This window comes from Paraburkholderia sp. A1BS-2L, from assembly GCF_051125205.1.
Taxonomy (GTDB): domain Bacteria; phylum Pseudomonadota; class Gammaproteobacteria; order Burkholderiales; family Burkholderiaceae; genus Paraburkholderia.
Genome location: NZ_CP120431.1, coordinates 787,110 through 806,087 on the forward strand (window position 1 = coordinate 787,110; position 18,978 = coordinate 806,087).

13 protein-coding genes are annotated in these 18,978 nt (G+C 62.2%); 8 read left to right on the top strand and 5 right to left on the bottom strand.

The window, feature by feature from the left end; genetic code table 11:
* Positions 1-118: 118 nt before the first annotated feature.
* The gene (locus P5W98_RS33365) at positions 119-3,700 is read right to left on the bottom strand and encodes an indolepyruvate ferredoxin oxidoreductase family protein (protein ID WP_421028678.1); all 3,582 of its coding nucleotides are present in this window, start codon (positions 3,698-3,700) and stop codon (positions 119-121) included.
* A gap of 101 nt (positions 3,701-3,801) precedes the next feature.
* On the opposite strand from P5W98_RS33365, the gene P5W98_RS33370 reads away from it, so the two are divergent.
* Positions 3,802-4,707 (top strand): LysR family transcriptional regulator, encoded by a 906-nt coding sequence (locus P5W98_RS33370; RefSeq protein ID WP_421028679.1) that lies wholly within the window; start codon positions 3,802-3,804, stop codon positions 4,705-4,707.
* Between the two features lie 9 nt (positions 4,708-4,716).
* On the opposite strand, the gene P5W98_RS33375 is transcribed toward P5W98_RS33370, so the two are convergent.
* On the bottom strand, positions 4,717-4,965 hold the full coding sequence (locus tag P5W98_RS33375) for a hypothetical protein (RefSeq protein WP_421028680.1): 249 nt from the start codon (positions 4,963-4,965) through the stop codon (positions 4,717-4,719).
* A gap of 178 nt (positions 4,966-5,143) precedes the next feature.
* Positions 5,144-5,341 (bottom strand): hypothetical protein, encoded by a 198-nt coding sequence (locus P5W98_RS33380; RefSeq protein WP_421028681.1) that lies wholly within the window; start codon positions 5,339-5,341, stop codon positions 5,144-5,146.
* A gap of 718 nt (positions 5,342-6,059) precedes the next feature.
* Here P5W98_RS33380 and P5W98_RS33385 point away from each other — a divergent pair.
* The 3 genes from P5W98_RS33385 (at position 6,060) to P5W98_RS33395 (ending at position 10,250) form a co-directional block, all read left to right on the top strand.
* Positions 6,060-7,628 (top strand): methyl-accepting chemotaxis protein, encoded by a 1,569-nt coding sequence (locus P5W98_RS33385; protein WP_421028682.1) that lies wholly within the window; start codon positions 6,060-6,062, stop codon positions 7,626-7,628.
* A gap of 196 nt (positions 7,629-7,824) precedes the next feature.
* Complete coding sequence (locus P5W98_RS33390; protein WP_421028683.1) at positions 7,825-8,979, top strand: branched-chain amino acid ABC transporter substrate-binding protein; 1,155 nt, start codon at positions 7,825-7,827, stop codon at positions 8,977-8,979.
* A 233-nt stretch (positions 8,980-9,212) separates the two neighbouring features.
* Positions 9,213-10,250 (top strand): IS481 family transposase, encoded by a 1,038-nt coding sequence (locus tag P5W98_RS33395; RefSeq protein ID WP_421028684.1) that lies wholly within the window; start codon positions 9,213-9,215, stop codon positions 10,248-10,250.
* A gap of 55 nt (positions 10,251-10,305) precedes the next feature.
* Here P5W98_RS33395 and P5W98_RS33400 read toward each other — a convergent pair whose 3' ends face one another.
* The gene (locus tag P5W98_RS33400) at positions 10,306-11,997 is read right to left on the bottom strand and encodes a methyl-accepting chemotaxis protein (RefSeq protein WP_421042770.1); all 1,692 of its coding nucleotides are present in this window, start codon (positions 11,995-11,997) and stop codon (positions 10,306-10,308) included.
* 594 nt (positions 11,998-12,591) lie between these two features.
* Here P5W98_RS33400 and P5W98_RS33405 point away from each other — a divergent pair.
* Entirely contained in the window at positions 12,592-13,230 is a 639-nt protein-coding gene (locus P5W98_RS33405; RefSeq protein ID WP_421028686.1) for a hypothetical protein, read from the top strand.
* A 115-nt stretch (positions 13,231-13,345) separates the two neighbouring features.
* Here the strand turns inward: P5W98_RS33405 and P5W98_RS33410 are convergent, their stop codons facing one another.
* Entirely contained in the window at positions 13,346-14,296 is a 951-nt protein-coding gene (locus P5W98_RS33410; protein ID WP_421028687.1) for a LysR family transcriptional regulator, read from the bottom strand.
* A 154-nt stretch (positions 14,297-14,450) separates the two neighbouring features.
* On the opposite strand from P5W98_RS33410, the gene P5W98_RS33415 reads away from it, so the two are divergent.
* From P5W98_RS33415 to P5W98_RS33425, 3 genes are all read left to right on the top strand, one after another.
* On the top strand, positions 14,451-15,881 hold the full coding sequence (locus P5W98_RS33415; protein WP_421028688.1) for a sulfatase-like hydrolase/transferase: 1,431 nt from the start codon (positions 14,451-14,453) through the stop codon (positions 15,879-15,881).
* A gap of 77 nt (positions 15,882-15,958) precedes the next feature.
* Positions 15,959-17,272 (top strand): MFS transporter, encoded by a 1,314-nt coding sequence (locus P5W98_RS33420; RefSeq protein WP_421028689.1) that lies wholly within the window; start codon positions 15,959-15,961, stop codon positions 17,270-17,272.
* A 56-nt stretch (positions 17,273-17,328) separates the two neighbouring features.
* Positions 17,329-18,720 carry an FAD-binding oxidoreductase gene (locus tag P5W98_RS33425; protein WP_421028690.1) on the top strand — a complete coding sequence of 464 codons (1,392 nt, stop codon included), beginning with the start codon at positions 17,329-17,331 and terminating at the stop codon, positions 18,718-18,720.
* The last annotated feature ends 258 nt before the right edge of the window (positions 18,721-18,978 follow it).

Genomic DNA, 18,978 nt, shown 5'->3' on the forward strand with positions numbered 1-18,978 from the left:
GTCACCCACGGGGATATTTATATCACAACGTGATGGAACAAATCTGGTCGTTCCTCTCGCCGGCGCAACGTCTTGCGGCGAGAGGGACGACACACGGCAGGTGGAAATGGCCGTTTGCTTACGCGCTCGCGGCCATGCGCACCGGGTTGCGGTATTCGCGCAGCCATTGCTCCCGCTTGCTGGCTGCAGCGCGAATATTGTTCTCCTTCACGTGACCGAAACCGCGAATATCGTCGGGAATGCCCGCCAGCTTGAGCGCCATCGCAAGACGTTCGGCATCGAGCGTCGCGCAGAATTCCTCCACCAGCGCGAGGTAATCGGCAATCAACTGACGTTCGCCGCGCCGCTCCGCCGTGTGGCCGAACACGTCCAGCGCCGTGCCGCGCAGCCCCTTCAGGCGCGCGAGCGCATGCAGGGCCGGAAGTACCCACGGACCAAATTGCTTTTTCTTCAAGCGGCCCTGTTCATCGCGCTTTGCGAGCAACGGCGGCGCGAGATGGAATTTCAGCTTGTAATCGCGGCCCGGCTCGCCTTCGAATTGCTCGCGCAGCTTCGCAAGGTAGACTGGATCGGCATAGAGACGCGCAACTTCGTACTCGTCCTTATAGGCCATGAGTTTCGCGAGATTCACGGCAACCGCACGCGTGAGCGGCAGCTTCGCATTGCCGGTGGCTTGCGTTTCTTTTGCGCGAATCCGCTCGACGGCATCGCGATAGCGCCGGGCATACGCCGCGTTTTGATACGCGGTCAACAACGCTTCGCGCGAGGCGATCACCGTGTCCAGCGACTCGGGCATGCGCACGACAATCGCCTGCTGCGCGGGCTTCGCATGCGCCTGAATGGCGGCTTCGCCGTGATGCGCCACATGGCGGCCCCAGTTGAACGCAAGACGATTCTTCTCGACCGCCACACCGTTGAGCTCGATCGCGCGCAGCAGGCTCGCAAGCTCAAGCGGCAGCCAGCCCTTTTGCCACGCAAAGCCCAGCAGCAGCGGATTGCTGTAGATGGTGTCGCCCAGCAGCGTCAGGGCGAGTGCATTGGCGTCGATGAACTCGCAGCCCTCGCCGATGCTCTCGCGCAGGCTCGCTTCCGTCTGCGCGCCAGGGAATGCCCACTTGGGATTGCGCACGAGGTCCGCCGTGGGCGTCGCGCCGCTATTGACCGCGGCCACCGTCACGCCGTGCTGGGTGCGCGAAAGCACATCGCTCGATGCGCTCACCAGCGCGTCGCAACCGATCACGAGCCGCGCTTCGCCCGTGGCGATGCGCGTCGCATGCAGCGCGCTGGGCGCGGACGCAATCTGCACGTGGCTGAGCACGGCGCCGCCCTTCTGCGCGAGGCCCGCCATGTCGAGCACGGTCACGCCCTTGCGCTCGATATGCGCAGCCATGCCGATCAGCCCGCCGATGGTCACCACTCCCGTGCCGCCCACGCCGGTGACGAGAATGCCGTAAGGCCGTGCAAGCGCGGGCAGCGTGGGCGCGGGCAACGCGTCGAAATCGGGCGCGGCGGCATTGCGCGCGGCTTGGGGCTTGCGCAACTGCGCGCCTTCCGCCGTCACGAAGCTCGGGCAAAAACCCTTCACGCACGAAAAATCCTTGTTGCACGATGACTGATTGATCTTGCGCTTGGTGCCGAGCGGCGTGTCGAGCGGTTCGACGGACAGGCAGTTCGATTGCACCGAGCAATCGCCGCAGCCCTCGCAAACCGCGTCGTTGATGAACGCGCGGCGCGCAGGATCGGGATACGTGCCGCGCTTGCGGCGGCGGCGCTTTTCCGTCGCGCAGGTCTGGTCGTAGATCAGCACGGTCGTGCCCGGCACTTCGCGCAGCGTGCGCTGCACGGTGTCCAGTTCGTCGCGGTGGAAAATGTCCACGCCCGCGGGCAGCGTGATACGCGAATCGTATTTCTCCGGCTCATCCGAAACGATCACGATGCGCTTCGCACCTTCGGCATGGACCTGGTGCACGATCTGCGAAACGGTCAGCACGCCGTCGATAGGCTGGCCGCCTGTCATGGCGACGGCATCGTTATAGAGAATCTTGTACGTGATGTTCGCGTTGGCCGCGATCGCCGCGCGAATGGCAAGCAGTCCGGAATGAAAATAGGTGCCGTCGCCGAGATTCGCAAAAACATGCTTGTCGCCGGCAAAGTGCATTTGCCCGATCCACGTCACGCCTTCGCCGCCCATCTGGCTGAAGGTTTCGGTCTTGCGATCCATCCAGATCGACATGTAGTGGCAGCCGATGCCCGCGAGCGCGCGTGAGCCTTCGGGGACGTTGGTCGAGGTGTTGTGCGGGCAGCCCGAGCAGAACCACGGCTTGCGCTCGACGCCGACCTGGGGCTTCGCGGCCTCGCGCTCCTTCGCCTCGATAATGGCCACGCGCGCCAGCATGCGCGCCCGCACATCGTCAGGCAGATCGGCGCGTGCAAGACGGCGAGCGATGGCCTTCGCGATCAGCGCCGGCGACAGTTCGTAATGCGCGGGCAACAGCCAGTTGCCGCGCGGCACCGACCATTCGCCGCCTTCGTTGTCGCGTTCGTCGAACTTGCCGTAGATCTTCGGGCGCACGTCTTCGCGCCAGTTGTAGAGCTCTTCCTTCAGCGCATATTCGAGAATCTGGCGCTTTTCCTCCACCACGAGAATTTCTTCGAGGCCGGTGGCGAATGCGCGCGCGTCCTGCGCATCGAGCGGCCACACGCAACCCACCTTCATGACGCGCAAGCCGATCCGCGCGCACGTTTGATCGTCGAGGCCGAGGTCGCTGAGCGCCTGGCGCACGTCGAGATAGGCCTTGCCCGCGGTCATGATGCCAAAGCGCGGCTGCGGCGAATCGATGACCACGCGGTTCAGCTTGTTCGCGCGCACGTAGGCAAGCGCCGCATACCACTTCTCGTCGAGCAGGCGGGCTTCCTGCACGAGCGGCGTATCGGGCCAGCGGATATTGAGGCCGCCCGCGGGCATGGCGTAATCGTCGGGCGTGACGATCTCCACGCGGTCCGGATCGAGATCGATCGATGCCGTGGATTCGATCACGTCGGTCACGCACTTCATGGCCACCCACAGGCCCGAGTAGCGGCTCATCGCCCAGCCGTGCAGGCCGTAGTCGATGTACTCCTGCACATTGGACGGATAGAGCACGGGAATGCCCGCCGCGATGAACGCGTGCTCGGACTGATGCGCGACCGTGGACGACTTCGCCGCGTGGTCGTCGCCAGCGAGCACGAGCACGCCGCCGTGGGCCGCGCTGCCCGCGGAATTCGCGTGTTTAAAGACGTCGCCGGTACGGTCGACGCCCGGGCCCTTGCCGTACCACATGCCGAATACGCCGTCACGCGTCGCGCCCGGCCACAGGTTGACCTGCTGTGAACCCCACACGGCGGTGGCAGCCAGATCCTCGTTTACGCCCGGCTGGAACACGATGTCGTTGTCGTGCAGATGCTTTTTGGCTTTCCACAGCGACTGATCGAGCGCCCCCAGCGGCGAGCCGCGATAGCCCGAAATAAAGCCCGCGGTGTTCAGCCCCGCCTTGCGGTCGCGCGCCTTTTGCAGCATCGGCAAGCGCACCAGCGCCTGCGTGCCACTGATGTAAACCCGCCCGCGTTCGAGCGTGTATTTGTCGTCGAGCGAAACCGGGGTGGCCGGCGAGTCGATCGTTACGTCCTGTGCATCGTGTGCAATCGGGTCGCGCGCATTCATGGGGGTTGTGTCTCCAATGGATGATCGTTTTCCGGCGAGTATAGGAAGCCATATTCGTATCGTAAAATCACAAATAGGCAACTCTGATATGCGAAAAACAGATGGCGTTCGATCTCACTCTGCGGCAGCTCCGCTACTTCGTGGCGGCGGCGCAAACGGGCCAGTTCTCGATGGCGGCGGCCAACGAGCACGTCTCGCAATCGGCGATCACCAATGCCGTGCTCGCGCTGGAAAGCGGGCTGGGCACCCGACTCTTCGAGCGCCTGCCCCATGGCGTCGTGCTCACGCCGGACGGTCAGGATTTCTACAATCACGCGCGCCGCGTGCTGGACGCCGCGCGTGATGCGGTGCACAAACCACCGTTCCGCGCGTACGACATGCGCGGGACCGTGCGCATTGCCGCGACCTATACGCTGCTCGGCTATTTCCTGCCCGAATTGCTCGCGCGCTTTCGCGCGACTTACCCGTTCGTGGATTTCGACTTGCAGGACCGCGAACGTCCCGATATCGAAACCGCGGTGCTGAACGGCGAACTGGATCTGGGCGTGGTGCTGCTATCGAACGTCGAACGCCTGAACCGCTTCGGCAGCCATGTGCTCAATCGCTCGCGGCGGCAGTTGTGGATGGCGCCCTCGCATCCGCTCGCGCAGATCGACGCGCCGTCGCTCAAGGACATCGCCGCGCATCCCTACATTCTGATTACAGTGGACGAAGCCGAGCAGTCGACACTGCGCTACTGGAAAAAGAAAAGCGCCAAGCCGAATATCGCGTTCCGCACGTCTTCGATGGAGGCGCTGCGCGGGCTCGTCGCGCATGGTTTTGGCGTGACGGTGCTATCGGATATGGTGTTTCGGCCGTGGTCGCTCGAAGGCAAGCGCATCGAGGCGCGCCCCGTGCTCGACGCGATTCCGCCCATGGAAGCCGGCATGATCTGGCAGAAGAATGGGCAGATGAGCGGGCCCGCCGCCGCGCTGCAACAGTTTCTGATTCATGCGTGCGGAACTTGAGCCCGCGCGTCATCGGCTGGTTGTGCATCGGCGCAAGTCTTTCAACCGGTCGAGACGCGCAAGGAGGTCTTTGGCCTGCTCCTGTGCGTGCATCGGCAGCGCCGGCGTGGCCAGGATCGCGCGGATCCTGGCCTGCCAATAGTCGAGACTCGTCATCGGGCCAGTTTCAGGCACGCGTCCTCCCACCGCCGACTGCTCCAGATAGCAGAGAACATTGCCAATGTGCGCCAGATCTCTTTCGGCGAAATCGTTGCTCAAGATAGATCCCCGTCGCTTGTTGCAGGACTACATGTCCTGTCGGCGTCGCTGCCAATTCAACCTCGTTGCCGCTCGAAAGACGCCGTTGCCCCTGCCGTCTTTTTGATTCGTGATACTTAGCGTATGAATCGAATCTATCGGTACCCATCGTGATGATCGAGGCTGCGCAGCCGCTCTCCTAGCGCACGCGCGCCACCGCGCGCAATAGCGCATCGCCACGCGGCGTCACGCGCGGTAGCGGAACGCCGAATTCCGGCGGGCCGATATCGATCAACTGAAGCTCGCGAAGCGCGCCGAGCTCGATCCGGTCCGGCTCGATCCATTCGGGCGCACTCTTCACCAGCATCAGCGTCGCAAGCTCGTGAGGACTCAACATGACCCTACCTCCACCCGTAAAGCCGAAAACAGAATGAACAAATACCTGCAGCAGCGGCTGCAGGTCAGCGCTGTCGATGGAGCGCCGTGCGGCGCTGGGAACGTTGGCTATCGAGCCGATACGTCACGCCCCCGAAAAGGGCGTCGTCGTTTTTGCGGAGCCAATACCGTTGCAGGCGCAACGTAGCCGGCCAGGGCGAGCAGGACGGCCGCGCTGGATTCCGGCGTAGTGGCAAAAGACGTTCTTTCAGGAACCGTCACGCATCGTCTCCCGTTTTCATCGACAGGCTGGCCGTTGCCACAGCGGCCAATGACCGGCGTCACGGCAGCCAGAAGCTCTGCTGCCTGCATAGGGATGCGCCGCTCAATTTAGAGACTTCATTCTAACTTTGTTAAATCTGTCCCGTTCATTCAGGATGTTTGGGGGTTTCCCCAATTCATGGCGGCCGCCTAATCGTGGTTCGAACACGCCGGTACGTCTCTCGCGGCAGCGCGTTCCTGCGGGGTCGGAGCGAATCGGGGCACAGATGAACTGACATTTCAATGTGCATTGGGCATCACCAGACAGCATTATTGCGCCGGCATCCTGAATAATATGCAGCCCGTTTTCATGCGGGTTTAACACTATCAATCAACGGTTTGTTGTGCCGTCAGTAAAGGTGCGGAATGGGTAATCTCACGACCGAATCCACGGTACAGCTACCAGGAAATATTCTCCGATGTACACACTCAGCTTCCGGCAAAAACTCTGGCTGCCGCTCGTAGTCAGCCTGACTGCATTGCTCCTTGTATCGATCGGCTCCGCATGGCTCTCCTATCAGACACGCATGGAGGAACGCCGCAATGATCTGAAGAATATCGCGCAGGTCGGACTGCGCATCGTCGAGGAATATGCCGCGCTCGCGCACGGCGGCGCGCTAACGCTGACGCAGGCGCGCAAGGAAGCGCTGGAACGGTTGCGCGGCCTGCGCTATGGCAGCGACGGCTACCTGCTCGTGATCGATTCGACGCCCCGCATGATCATGCATCCGATCAAGCCTGGCACCGAGGGCAAGAACCTCTCTGAGGTGGTGGATGCCGATGGCAGGCGCCATTACCTGACCTTCGCGTCCGTCGCCCAGTCCCCGGAAGGCGGTTTCGTCGACTATGTGTTTCCGCATCCGAACGTCGTGCCGGCCAAGGCCGTCGACAAGCTCGGCTATGTCGTTCGCTACGCGCCGTGGGACTGGATCATCTCGACAGGCGCCTACATCGACGACATCGAACGCGCGTTTATCCAGTCGCTCTATGTGTCGGGCGGCGTGTTCGCCGCGGTGGCCGCGCTGCTCGGGCTGATCGTCGTGTACACGAACCGCAGCATCGAGCACACGATCGGCGGCGATCCTCGCACGGCAGCGCACATGGCCGGTGCGATTGCCGCCGGTGACCTGGCGACACCTTTCGCCATTCGCGAAGAGGACTCACGCAGCCTCATGTTCGCGATCAGGCAGATGCGCGACGCACTTGCGATGACTGTCGCGCAGATACGGGCAAGCGCCGGCAACGTCGCGGCCGCTGCGGGAGAAATCGCCAACGGCAACATGGACTTGTCCGCGCGCACCGAAAGCCAGGCCGCTGCGCTGCAAGAAGCGGCGTCGAGCATGCATGAGTTGACTGGAATGGTCCGCAACACCTCGGAAAACGCGCGAGCAGCGAGCGAACTGGCCGGCACCGCCGCGCAGATCACGAACCGCGGGGGCGACATGGTCACGCGCGCCGTCGCAACCATGCAGGAGATTCGCGACGAATCGCGCAAGATGGTCGACATCATCGGCGTGATCGAGGGCATCGCGTTTCAAACCAACATTCTTGCGCTGAATGCCGCCGTGGAAGCGGCGCGCGCCGGCGAGCAAGGCCGGGGCTTCGCAGTGGTGGCGGCCGAGGTGCGCACGCTCGCGCAGCGCAGCGCGAACGCGGCAAAGGAAATCCGCGCTTTGATTGGACAGGCGGTCGAGCGCGTGGGCAACGGTGCGGAACTCGTCGAGGCCACCGGCGCGACGATCAGCGAAGCACAAAGCGCGATCGGACGCGTGAGCAGCATCGTTCACGAGATCGCGGCGGCGGCAGCGGACCAGAGCAATGGGCTGGAACAGATCAATGCCGCCGTCGCACAGATGGACGACAAGACCCAGCAGAACGCGGCACTCGTCGAGCAAGCGGCTGCGGCCACGCAATCGCTCGAGGAGCAGTCGCATCGTCTTCAGGAAGCGGTCGCGGTGTTCAGAACGACAGCGGACGCGCACGGCTAACGTTGCCTCGGACAGGTCTTGCAACTATGCTGATTTCTGCATCGGCAGAGTTTATTTCCCACAAGACCCGACAAGCTCCGGGTTCGTATATTGGTGACAGCCGACCGTAAAGAACGGAACGCGAGGAGACATGTGCCTGCAAGGCTGTCGTGGGTGCGGGCACCTGCACGATTTACCATCGAGGAGCACAACAAGAATGACGTTTCATCGCACTGCCCTTTCCGCCGCATGTATCCTGGGTTTTACCCTGACGAGCGCTTCCGGCGCCTTTGCAGCCTCGCCGGTCGACGTGAAGATCGGCTTCGCAGCACCGCTCACGGGTGGCCAGGCGCACTACGGCGCCGACTTCCGCAGCGGTGTGGAACTCGCCGTCGAGGACATGAACGCCACCAACCCGGTCATCGGCGGCAAGCCCGTGCATTTCGTCCTTGACGCCCAGGACGACCAGGCCGACCCGCGCACCGGCACGACGGTCGCGCAAAAACTCGTGGACGACGGCGTAGCCGCCGTGATCGGCCACTACAACTCGGGCACCAGCCTTCCTGCCGCGCCGATCTACGCCAAGGCGGGCATCCCCGAAATTGCCATGGCCACGGCGCCTACCTACACGCGTCTTGGCCTGCCCACCACGTTCCGTCTGCTGACTTCGGATACGCAGTTGGGCAGCGTGCTTGGCGACTACGCAGTGAAGGGTCTCAAGTTCAAGCGCATTGCGATCGTGGACGACCGCACCGCCTACGGGCAAGGCGTGGCCGTGGAGTTCGCCAAGGCCGCCAAGGCAGCGGGCGCGACCATCGTCGATCAGGAATTCACGAACGACAAGGCCGTGGACTTCCGCTCGATTCTCACGAGGATCAAGTCATCGAACGTGGATGCGGTGTTCTACGGCGGCGCCGACACCCAGGCCGCGCCGATGCTCAAGCAGATGCGCTCGCTGGCGATCAAGTCCACGCTGATCGGGCCGGACATGGTGCAGTCGGAAAACCTGATCAAGATTGCGGGCGATGCGGCGGAAGGCACGCTGGCCGCATCGGAAGGCAGCCCGCTCGACCAGATGCCGGGCGGCAAGGCGTTTGCCGAGCGTTATGAAAAGCGCTTCAATCACCCGGTGGAACTGTATGCGCCGTATGCGTACGACGGCACGATGGCGGTGTTCAACGCCATGAAGAAGGCGGACTCGACTGATCCGCATGTGTTCCTCACGGCACTGAAGGCGACCAACATGAAGGGCGTCACCACCAGCGAGCTCTCTTACGATCAGTACGGAGACCTGAAGTATGGCGGCGTGACGGTGTACAAGGTCCAGGGCGGCAAGTGGGTGCCGTTGCAGACCGTGGGCACGAAGAAGTAACTGCTCGGGAAATTTGCGCGCCGCGCTCGTGTGTTTCGCGAGCGCAGCGCGTTTTAGGCCGATTGCGGATGCGGCAGCCGTCACATCCCTATGGTGAACGGCTGGATGCATTCTCTTAAAATGCAGTGGACTAGACTAAATCTGACAGTGGTTGGTTTCTCATGCTGGCGCGCGTTGGCGCGGAGGGCGTAGCCCGTAGCGCAATGCGCGCCGCGAACAGCAAGGAGTCCGCCATGACTCAGGAGCAGAAGGTAATTCGTGCCAAGGTCGGCATACTTGAGTTGGCCCGGCAGCTCGGCAACGTCAGCCAGGCGTGTCGCGTGATGGGTTACTCGCGCGACAGCTTCTACCGATTTAAGGAACTGTACGATCGAGGCGGTGAGGCTGCGCTGCAGGAGATTTCCCATCACCGGCCGTTGCTCAAGAACCGCGTAGATCCGCAGATCGAGGCCGCCGTTGTCGAGCTGGCCCTCGAATTGCCAGCCTACGGCCAGATCCGTATCGCCAACGAAGTCCTCAAACGACATGCCCTGTCCGTTTCGCCCCAAGGCGTCCGTAGCATCTGGTTGCGCCACGATCTCGAGACCATGTCGAAGCGCCTGAAGGCCCTGGAAGCCAAATCCGCCCAGGAGGGTTTGGTGTTGACCGAGGCGCAGCTCGTCGCGCTCGAACGCGCCAAGCACGAGAAGGAAGTGCACGGCGAATTCGAGTCAGAGTGTCCAGGCTACTGCGGCGCGCAGGATACGTTCTATGTCGGCAACCTCAAGGGCGTAGGCCGTGTCTACCAGCAGACTTTCGTCGACACCTACTCGAAAGTTGCATTCGCCAAGCTCTATGATCGCAAGACGCCCTTGCCGGCGGCGGACCTGCTCAACGATCGCGTGGTCCCGTTCTTCGACGGCTTCGGCATCCCGCTGCTACGCGTGCTGACAGACCGCGGTACCGAATACTGCGGCAACCCCGAGCATCACGAATACGAGCTGTACCTGGCTGTGGAAGACATCGACCATACCCGAACAAAGGCCAAGTCGCCGCAAACCAACGGGATCGTCGAGCGACTGCACAAAACCATGCTCAACGAGTTCTACCGCATCGCTTTCCGCAAGAAGATCTACGAATCGATCGCTACCTTGCAGACGGACCTTGATGCGTGGCTCGACCAGTACAACAATGAACGGGAACATCAGGGACGGTGGTGTTACGGCAAGACGCCGATGCGCACCTTTCTCGATTCGCTGGAACTCGCCAAGGAGAAACTCATTCCCCATTGACCGCTTCCTCTCTATCGGCCCGACTACCTGTCAGATCGAGTCCCGGCTAATACACTTAAAACGTTGCCCACTCGCCGCTTGCCGCAGTGATCGCGGCCTTTTCCGGCTTCGACGGTTCCGGACGACGCGTGGTTTTCTTCACCGTGCCATGCACCTTAGGGGCTACAGGCTCCTTCTGGGACATAGCGTCGACCCGGAAGATGGACACCGCTGCTCGCAGGCTTGCCGCCTGATCGGCCATCGACTGCGCCGCGGCGGTTGCCTGCTCGACCAGAGCCGCGTTCTGCTGGGTGACCTCGTCCATCTGGGTCACGGCGACGTTGACCTGTTCGATTCCGGTGCTCTGCTCCGCGGACGCAGCGGCGATTTCACCCATGATGTCGGTGACGCGCTTCACTGAACGGACAATCTCGTCCATGGTCGTGCCAGCGCCGGCAACCAGCTGCGAACCAGCAGCAACATGCGATACCGACGTCTCGATCAACTCCTTGATCTCCTTGGCCGCCACCGCACTGCGCTGCGCCAGGGTGCGCACTTCCCCAGCGACGACAGCAAAACCACGCCCCTGCTCTCCTGCGCGCGCCGCTTCGACTGCCGCGTTGAGTGCCAGAATGTTGGTCTGGAAGGCGATGCCCTCGATAACTGAAATGATCTCGGCAACCTTCTGGGAACTCGATGTAATGTCTTCCATCGTACCGACTACCTGCCTGACCACTTCACCGCCGGACAAAGCGGTCTGCGAAGCCGTTACCGCGAGCGTACTTCCCTGACGGGCGTTGTCGGTGTTCTGCTTCACCGCCGACGTGAGCTCTTCCATGCTGGCAGCGGTCTCTTCGAGCGATGCGGCCTGCTCTTCGGTGCGTTGGGAGAGGTCGACATTGCCCTGCGCGACTTCATTAGCGGCAACGGATATGGACTCGGCAGAGGTCTTGATCCCTTGAACGATAGACGTGAGCCTTGCGCGCATGGCCTCCAAAGACGCCATAAGGCTGGTTGAGTCACCGCGCCTCAGGTGCAGATCCACCGTCAAGTTGCCATTGGCGATCTCCGACGCGACAGACTGGGCGAGTGCTGGTTCACCGCCAAGCTGCCGCAGGATGCTGCGGGTGATGAGGATCGCTGCCGCGGCCCCCGCAAGCATGGAGCACGCAACGATGACCGAGATCAGTACCCGAACGCTCGAGTAAGTGGCAACTGCGTCCTGCTGAGCCTGCACGCTAAGCTGGTCCTCGAAATCCGCCAGCTCTGTCGCATGTGCCAGCCATACCCCCTGGGGTGGTCTGACATTCTGCAGCAGCTCTGTCCTCGCACCGACCGTATCATTCGACAATCCTAGCTGCGCTGCTTTGCGCAGTGGAGGCATTGCCGCCGCCTCGTCCTGCCTCAGCTGTGCAATGAGTGTCCTTTCCCGCTCGGTAGTGCCCGGTTCATCTGCAAACATCCGGGAGAGCTTCTGGTATGCGTCTGCATAGATCTGCTCCTGTTTGCTGATGCGCTCGGCTTCCTTCGCCATTTCCTGCGCATCCGTAAGCAACGCCAGGTTTCGCACGGCAATCGCACGATCCTGTATCGTTGAGCGCAGGCGATTAGCCAAACGCGCTTCGCTGTTATTCACCCGCGCGATCGCGTCCAGCTGTACGTTCAACTGCCACAGCCCGTAAAAAGCGGTCGCCGCCACGGTCAGCAATAGTGCTGCCAACAACCCAAACCCAGTCATCAGGCGGGTGGATACTTTCATGTTTTTCATTGCGGCTCCCAGACCGTGTCAGAACATCCTTCCTTTTGTTTACGGTTGGTTTGCGCGATTGCTGAAGGGATGGGCAGGCCCTGCGACTGCTTGCTCGGGCGAGCTTTCAAGGGACAGAGACGCAGCCAATGACGGCGATGATCTTGAAAGCGGACTCGTGCGAGACGGTGAGCCGAATGGCGGTTCAGGGACGTGTTATGCCGCTTGCATGAGGGGCGCACCCGATACGATCGCCGCACCGGCGCTCAGGCGCCAGTGGGCCCGACAGGAGATGTTGTGGCAGGTTCTCCGGTTGTCAGTCGAACGGCTGGCAAGCCCGGGATACGACCTGCCTGCGCGGATCCCTGGTTAGTGGCATTACTGTGCGCAAGGCCACAGAAATTCGCGAGTATGTCCTGCATGGTCATGGAGAAAAGGATCTTGTCGCGACAGACAGGAAGTCGCAACCGGCAGACCTCCGCAGAATTCGGCGACGTGTAATCCACAGATTGCTCAGGGCGAACAGCGTATGCCGTTGCTGCGTGCTCTTCATCAACCCGCGATTACGCACCGTCAGGTGGCCGAACTGCGTGTCCTTGTTCAATGGAGACAACCATGTCAGCAATTAAAGTCCTTAAACTTATCACCCCTCCGCTGATTACCATTGGAGTCAGGAAACTACTCGCCCCCGAAAAAAGGAAGGGTCTTTTCGATGGCGATGACGCAATGTTCAAGCGACTCACAGCCTCGTCGAGCCTCTATTTTGAGTACGGCTGCGGAGAAAGCACGATTTGGGTAGCAGAGAATACCAAGGCAAAGATCCATAGCATCGACACGAGCAAAGAATGGATTGATTTTGTGCGGAATAGAATCGGCGAAAAAGACGCCATAATTGAGTGGATCGATTGCGGAGAACTGGGGGAATGGGGCGCTCCAATTAGCTATAAAAGGAAGGAAAATTTTTTTAGATACGCCAATGCCCCATGGACAGGCCACCACAACCCCGACATTGTTCTTATTGACGGTCGGTTTCGCGTTCTATGCTTTTTAACAACACTGAAATTATCCAATGAAGGGACGAAAATCATCTTCGACGATTACACGAATCGCCCTCATTATCATATAGTCGAGGACTTCATTCCTCGTGCCGACACTTTCGGCAGACAGTGCCTGTTCATAGTCCCCAACAAGAAAAATATTGACATGAAGCTTATCGACCACATGATTACTAAATTCGAATATGTTATTTCATAATGCGTGACTCCACAACAATTGCAAATCCTCGCCACAGATGCGCACGAGACCAAGCCGTTTCGATACGGCAGATTCATCGTTGAACGCGTCCCTGGGCCGCGTGCTCCCGCACAAGTCACCACGTGGCCAACGATCCTGCAATGCGCACCTTCACGGCCGCCACGCAGTCAAGCGCTGTCGCCAGTACGGGGTTGGGTGACGTATCGCTGTAATAGAGGCGCACTGTCTCCAGAAATCGTGCGCCCTTGAGCGCGAGAATCGCCAGCGCACCGCGCTCCACGCCGCGTCTTGCCACGGTCAGCGGCATCAGCGCAAGAAAGGGATAAAGGCCAAGCATCGTTTCATTCGCCTGGAGCGAAACCGACTGCACGCAACCGGCCGGCAGTTCGAGGCCGCCCTGCTGAAGCCAGCGTTCGAGCGCAATGAACGTGGGCGCTTCACGCGGCGGCAAGATCCACGGCAGGCCTGCCAGATCGGCACGCGCGACGGCGCGGCGTGCGGCCAGCGGATGATCTCGTCCGCACACGATCACAATCGGATCATCCAGCAGCGCGCGCGACGCAAGCCCGGCAACGTCGTCCGAAGGCTCATTGCGGCTCAGCACGATGTCGAGCCCCGCCGCTGCGAGCATCAAAAAGAGCCGGTCGCTCGTCGCCTCGAAGAACGACACGTTCACGTGCGGCGCGCGCTTTTTCAGTTCGAGCACGAGTTCGGGCGCGAACACGGACAACACCGTCGGCACGGCACCCACCGCAATGCGCCCCGACAGGCCGCTGGTGAGCACATCGACTTCATAGCGCGCCCGTTCGATCTGATGGAACACCTCGCGCGCATGACGAAGGAGCACCTCGCCCACAGCAGTGAAATGAAGCCGGTTGCCCACCCGCTCCAGCACCGGCGTGCCGAGTCCCGCCTCAAGGTCGGCGAGCTGCTTCGACACCGCAGGCTGGGTCAGATTCAGCCGTTCCGCGACAAGACGGATTTGCCCGACGCTGTCAAACAGCGTCAACAGGCGCAGGTGGCTCAGCTTCAGGCCTGCCTCGAAAAAGCGTTCGATCGGATCCATGGGGTTCTGGCGCGGAGGGCGGTTCTTTTACGAATAACTAAAAGTTATTCGTACAGCAAAAATGGTCACTTGCTTCTCATGCGCAAGCGTACCACCATTGACGGCAGGAGACGCAGCCCGGCCATCCCACGGGCTGCCAGCGAAAACATCCATCATGCGACCGACCAACGTCCTTTTCATTCTTTCGGATGAGCACCAGCACGGCCTCATGGGCTGTGCGGGTCACCCGTTCATCCGCACTCCGAACCTCGACGCGCTGGCCACCCGTGGCACGCGCTTTTCCAACGCCTACACGCCCTCGCCCATCTGCGTGCCCGCGCGCGCGAGTCTCGCAACCGGCCGTCACGTCCACGACATCCGCTGCTGGGACAACGCACTCGCCTACGACGGCGTGCCCAAAGGCTGGGCGCATCATCTCGCCGAGCACGGCGTGCTCTGCGAATCGGTCGGCAAGCTGCATTACCGTTCGGAAGATGCGCCAGTCGGGCTTCATCGGCAGCATCATGCCGTGCATATCCTGGAAGGCATCGGGCAGGTGTGGGGTTCGGTGCGCGAGCCGATGCCCGAGACGATGGGCCGCTCGCCGCTCTACGACAAGATCGGCGCGGGCACATCGAGCTATAACCGCTTCGACATGCGGGTCGCGGACACGGCCGCCACCTGGCTCTCCGGGCATTCGCGCGACGAGCAGCCATGGGTGCTTTACGTCGGACTGGTTGCGCCGCATTTTCCGCTCGTCGTGCCGCAGGAGTGGCTCGATCTTTATCCGCCCGAGTCGCTCGATCTCCCGTTGCTGCATCCTTCGACGGGTTATGTGCGTCATCCGTGGGTCGAACGGCAGGCGCGCCACATGGACCACGACGCGGCCATCGGTGGCGAGGAACGGCGGCGTCTCGCGGTGGCCTGCTATCTCGCGCTCGTCTCGTTCATGGACGCGCAGGCGGGCAAGGTGCTTGACGCGCTGCGCGAACACGGCCTCGAAGAGACAACCACGGTCATCTACAGCAGCGACCACGGCGACAACCTGGGCAAGCGCGGCATGTGGAACAAATGCCTGATGTATCGCGAATCGACGGGCGTGCCCATGATCCTTGCCGGCCCCGGCATTCCGGCGGCCAACGTGAACGAGACGGCGGTTTCGCTGGTCGACGTTCAGAACACGCTGCTCGATCTGGCCGGCTGTCCGCCCGGCTTGATGACGGGGCCGGGAACGTCGCTGGCGCAGCTCGCTAATGAGGCCGCGCAACCCGATCGCCTCGCCTTCAGCGAGTACCATGCCGTTGGATCGGAAACGGCGGCCTACATGCTCGCCGATGCACGCTACAAGTATCACCACTACGTGGGCCTGCGCCCGGAGCTGTTCGATCTCCAAACCGACCCCGAGGAGCTGAACGACGTGGCGAACGATCCCGCCTACGCCAGCGTGCTCGCGCATTACGAGGCGCGATTGCGCGCGCTGCTCGACCCCGAAGCCATTGATGCCGCCGCGAAAGCCGATCAGGCGCGCCTCGTGGAGGCATTCGGCGGGCGCGAAGCGGCCCTGAAAACCGGCACACCGGCGGCAACGCCCGTGCCGGCTGCCTGAGACGCGCAACCAGGCCCACAACGAGGCACACAGCGCGCCTGCATAGACCACAACGACAAAACAGACCGGAGACGACGATGCACCCAGCCCAACACACCACCGTGGCCGCGCCGGCCGCTCGCGACGGCCTGAGGCGCAAATGGAAGACGGTGATACTCGCGAGCCTCGGCGGCTCGCTCGAAATCTACGACTTCATCATCTACGGCGTATTCGCACGCGAGATTGCGCGGCAGTTCTTTCCGGCCGCCGATCCGCTTGCCTCGCTCATCAGCGCTTTCGGCGTGTTTGCGATCGGGTACGTTTCGCGTCCGCTTGGCGGCATCGTGCTCGCGAGCCTCGGCGACCGCTTCGGGCGGCGCGTGATCTTTCTCGTCTCCGTGCTCGCCATGTCCGCTTCGACGATCGGCATCGGCCTGATTCCGGGCTACGCGAGCATTGGCGTATTCGCACCCGTGCTGCTGGTGCTGCTGCGTCTCGCGCAAGGCTTCTTTCTCGCGGGCGAGCTGCCCTGCTCGATCACCTACGTCGTCGAAGAGATACCGCAGCGCGCGAGCCTCGTGGGCGGACTCGTCGTGTTCTGCCTGAATTCTGGAGTGCTGACGGCTACGCTGATGAGCCTCGCGCTCCATGCCACCCTCGATGCCGCCGACGTCGTGACTTATGGCTGGCGCATCGCGTTCATCTTCGGCGGTCTGATCGGCCTGCTGTCCTACTGGCTGCGCACCTCGCTCGAGGAATCGACGGAATTCCAGCGCCTGCGCAGCCACAAGTCCAGGCGGCCGTTCCGCACGGTCCTGCGCGCGTGGCCGTGGCACATCGTGGCGGGCGTGGGGGTGGCGGGTATCGTGAATGCCGCCAACAGCTTACTGTTCGTCGTGCTGCCTTCGTATCTCACGACTGTGCTGCACGTGGCGGCGCCGCTCGCGAGCGCGGCGCAGAACGTTGGTATCGCAACGATGTCGGCGTCGCTGCTCGTGTGCGCGTGGCTCGGCGACCGCATTGCGCCGCGTCTCGTCCATCGCGCGGGCGCGCTCATCATGCTTGCGGGCAGCTATCCGTTTTATCGCCTCGTTGCCGCGCACGCAATCGATCCTTTCACGATGTTCGCCGTAATCGGCTTCGTCGGCGGCTTCGTGAACGGAACATACGCGTTTTTGCTCGCGGACCTGTTCCCCACGAACGTGCGCTTCTCCGGCATCGCGCTCTCGCTCAATCTCGCGACAGTGGTCTTTACCGGCATTACGCCGCTCGTCGTCACCGACCTGCTGCATCGCATCGGCCCCATTGCGCCTGGCATCTACATGACGGCGATTGCGTGCATCGGGCTCGTCGCCGGTCTCGCGCTAAAGCGACTCGGCGGCAAGGTCGAGCGCGTGAGCCATGCCAACTGAGACGCCCTGCACGCACTTCCCTCCCGCTCCCGATTAAACGATCGCCATCCGAACCCATGCACGCTTCGCCCACCATCTCCCTGCACGACGCACTCGCGAACGCCATTGGCGCCGAGCGCGTGAGCGCCGACCCGACAATCGCCGACGCGCACGCCGCCGACTGGAGCGACGCGCCGCGCTGCGCGCCGTCGCTCGTGATTCTGCCGCGCACTCCCGAAGAGGTTGCCCGCGCACTAGCGGTGCTTGCCCGCTACGGCCAGCCGGTGGCCGTGCAAGGCGGCCTGACCGGCCTTGCCGGCGCGGCCACGCCGCAGGCCGGTGAGGTCGCGCTCTCGCTTGCGCGCCTGAACGCCATCGAGGCGTTCGATACGACGGGCGGCACCGTGACGGTGCAGGCCGGAGTCGTGCTCGAGCAACTGCAAACGCAGGTGGAAGCCGACGGTTGGTTCTTCCCGCTCGATCTCGGCGCGCGCGGCTCGTGTCAGCTCGGCGGCAACGCGGCGACCAATGCGGGCGGCAATCGCGTCGTGCGTTTCGGGACCATGCGCGAGCGCATCCTGGGCCTCGAAGTCGCGCTGCCCGACGGCACCGTGCTTTCGATGCTCAATCGCGTGACAAAGAATACGACGGGCATCGACCTCAAGCAGTTGTTCATCGGATCGGAAGGCTTGCTCGGCGTGATCACGCGGCTCGTGCTCAAGCTCGAACCGAAGCCCGCCGCCGCGCAGACGGCGCTCTGCGCCCTGGGATCGTTCGACGCCGCCGCGCGGCTGCTAAAGGCGCTGCGCATGCGCCTGCCAGGCCTCTCATCCTTTGAACTCATGTGGGACGACTTCCTGGCGGCGGCGTGCGAGGTAGCGCGCCTGAAGTCGCCGTTTTCGACGCGTTATCCGATCTATGCGCTGGTCGAAACGCTCGGTGACGCCGATGATGACGCGCAACGCGCGCTCGAAAGCGCGCTCGGCGACATGCTGGAAACCGGAGTGATCGACGATGTGGTCGTCGCGCAATCGATCGAGCAAGCAAAGCAGCTGTGGGCCGCACGCGAATCGGTCGGCGAATTGCTCGCCGCTACGCGCCCGCACGCGGCATTCGACGTGGGCGTGCCGATGGACGAAATGGAGCACTGCGTCGCGACGCTGCGTGCGCGCCTTCGCGAGCGCTTTCCTGAGCAGCGTCATCTGTTTTTTGGCCATCTCGGCGACGGCAATCTGCATGTCCTGAGCGGCCCGTTTGCCGGCGAAGCCGCGCTGCTCGAAGTCGAGGCACTCGTTTATGAAGCCGTGCGCGATGCAGGGGGATGCATATCGGCGGAACACGGCATTGGCGTGGTCAAACGCACCTTCATCGGTCTGACGCGCTCCGAAGCAGAACTCGATCTCATGCGCAAGATCAAGAGCGTTATCGACCCAGCTTCCATTCTGAATGGCGGTCGAGTCATTCCTTGACTGCAATAGTGCTGCCTTGATCGGGGCGACGTTCGATTGCTCTGTTTTTCGCGCTTCAGTGGAAAACCCATCTAGCGGTCAGCAACGCGGCTCTCCCTGAGAACGCGCCGCCGAATCCGATCTAACGCACTCCGATTCGTCCCATGGCCTGATCGAGGGCCAGGAATCAATCCGAACAGAACGCGCGCCGCAAGCCGGGGCTTTATCGCTCGCGGCCTTTCGCTCCGCCCCCAATTTGTATTGATTAGACAACTTCAA

Excerpts from the sequence above, each read along its gene's own strand:
- P5W98_RS33425 (WP_421028690.1), top strand. The coding sequence starts at position 17,329 with ATGCACGCTTCGCCCACCATCTCCCTGCACGACGCACTCGCGAACGCC.
- P5W98_RS33405 (WP_421028686.1), top strand. The coding sequence starts at position 12,592 with ATGTCAGCAATTAAAGTCCTTAAACTTATCACCCCTCCGCTGATTACC.
- P5W98_RS33370 (WP_421028679.1), top strand. The coding sequence starts at position 3,802 with ATGGCGTTCGATCTCACTCTGCGGCAGCTCCGCTACTTCGTGGCGGCG.
- P5W98_RS33415 (WP_421028688.1), top strand. The coding sequence starts at position 14,451 with ATGCGACCGACCAACGTCCTTTTCATTCTTTCGGATGAGCACCAGCAC.
- P5W98_RS33410 (WP_421028687.1), bottom strand. The coding sequence starts at position 14,296 with ATGGATCCGATCGAACGCTTTTTCGAGGCAGGCCTGAAGCTGAGCCAC.
- P5W98_RS33385 (WP_421028682.1), top strand. The coding sequence starts at position 6,060 with ATGTACACACTCAGCTTCCGGCAAAAACTCTGGCTGCCGCTCGTAGTC.
- P5W98_RS33365 (WP_421028678.1), bottom strand. The coding sequence starts at position 3,700 with ATGAATGCGCGCGACCCGATTGCACACGATGCACAGGACGTAACGATC.
- P5W98_RS33395 (WP_421028684.1), top strand. The coding sequence starts at position 9,213 with ATGACTCAGGAGCAGAAGGTAATTCGTGCCAAGGTCGGCATACTTGAG.
- P5W98_RS33420 (WP_421028689.1), top strand. The coding sequence starts at position 15,959 with ATGCACCCAGCCCAACACACCACCGTGGCCGCGCCGGCCGCTCGCGAC.
- P5W98_RS33380 (WP_421028681.1), bottom strand. The coding sequence starts at position 5,341 with ATGTTGAGTCCTCACGAGCTTGCGACGCTGATGCTGGTGAAGAGTGCG.
- P5W98_RS33390 (WP_421028683.1), top strand. The coding sequence starts at position 7,825 with ATGACGTTTCATCGCACTGCCCTTTCCGCCGCATGTATCCTGGGTTTT.
- P5W98_RS33400 (WP_421042770.1), bottom strand. The coding sequence starts at position 11,997 with ATGAAAAACATGAAAGTATCCACCCGCCTGATGACTGGGTTTGGGTTG.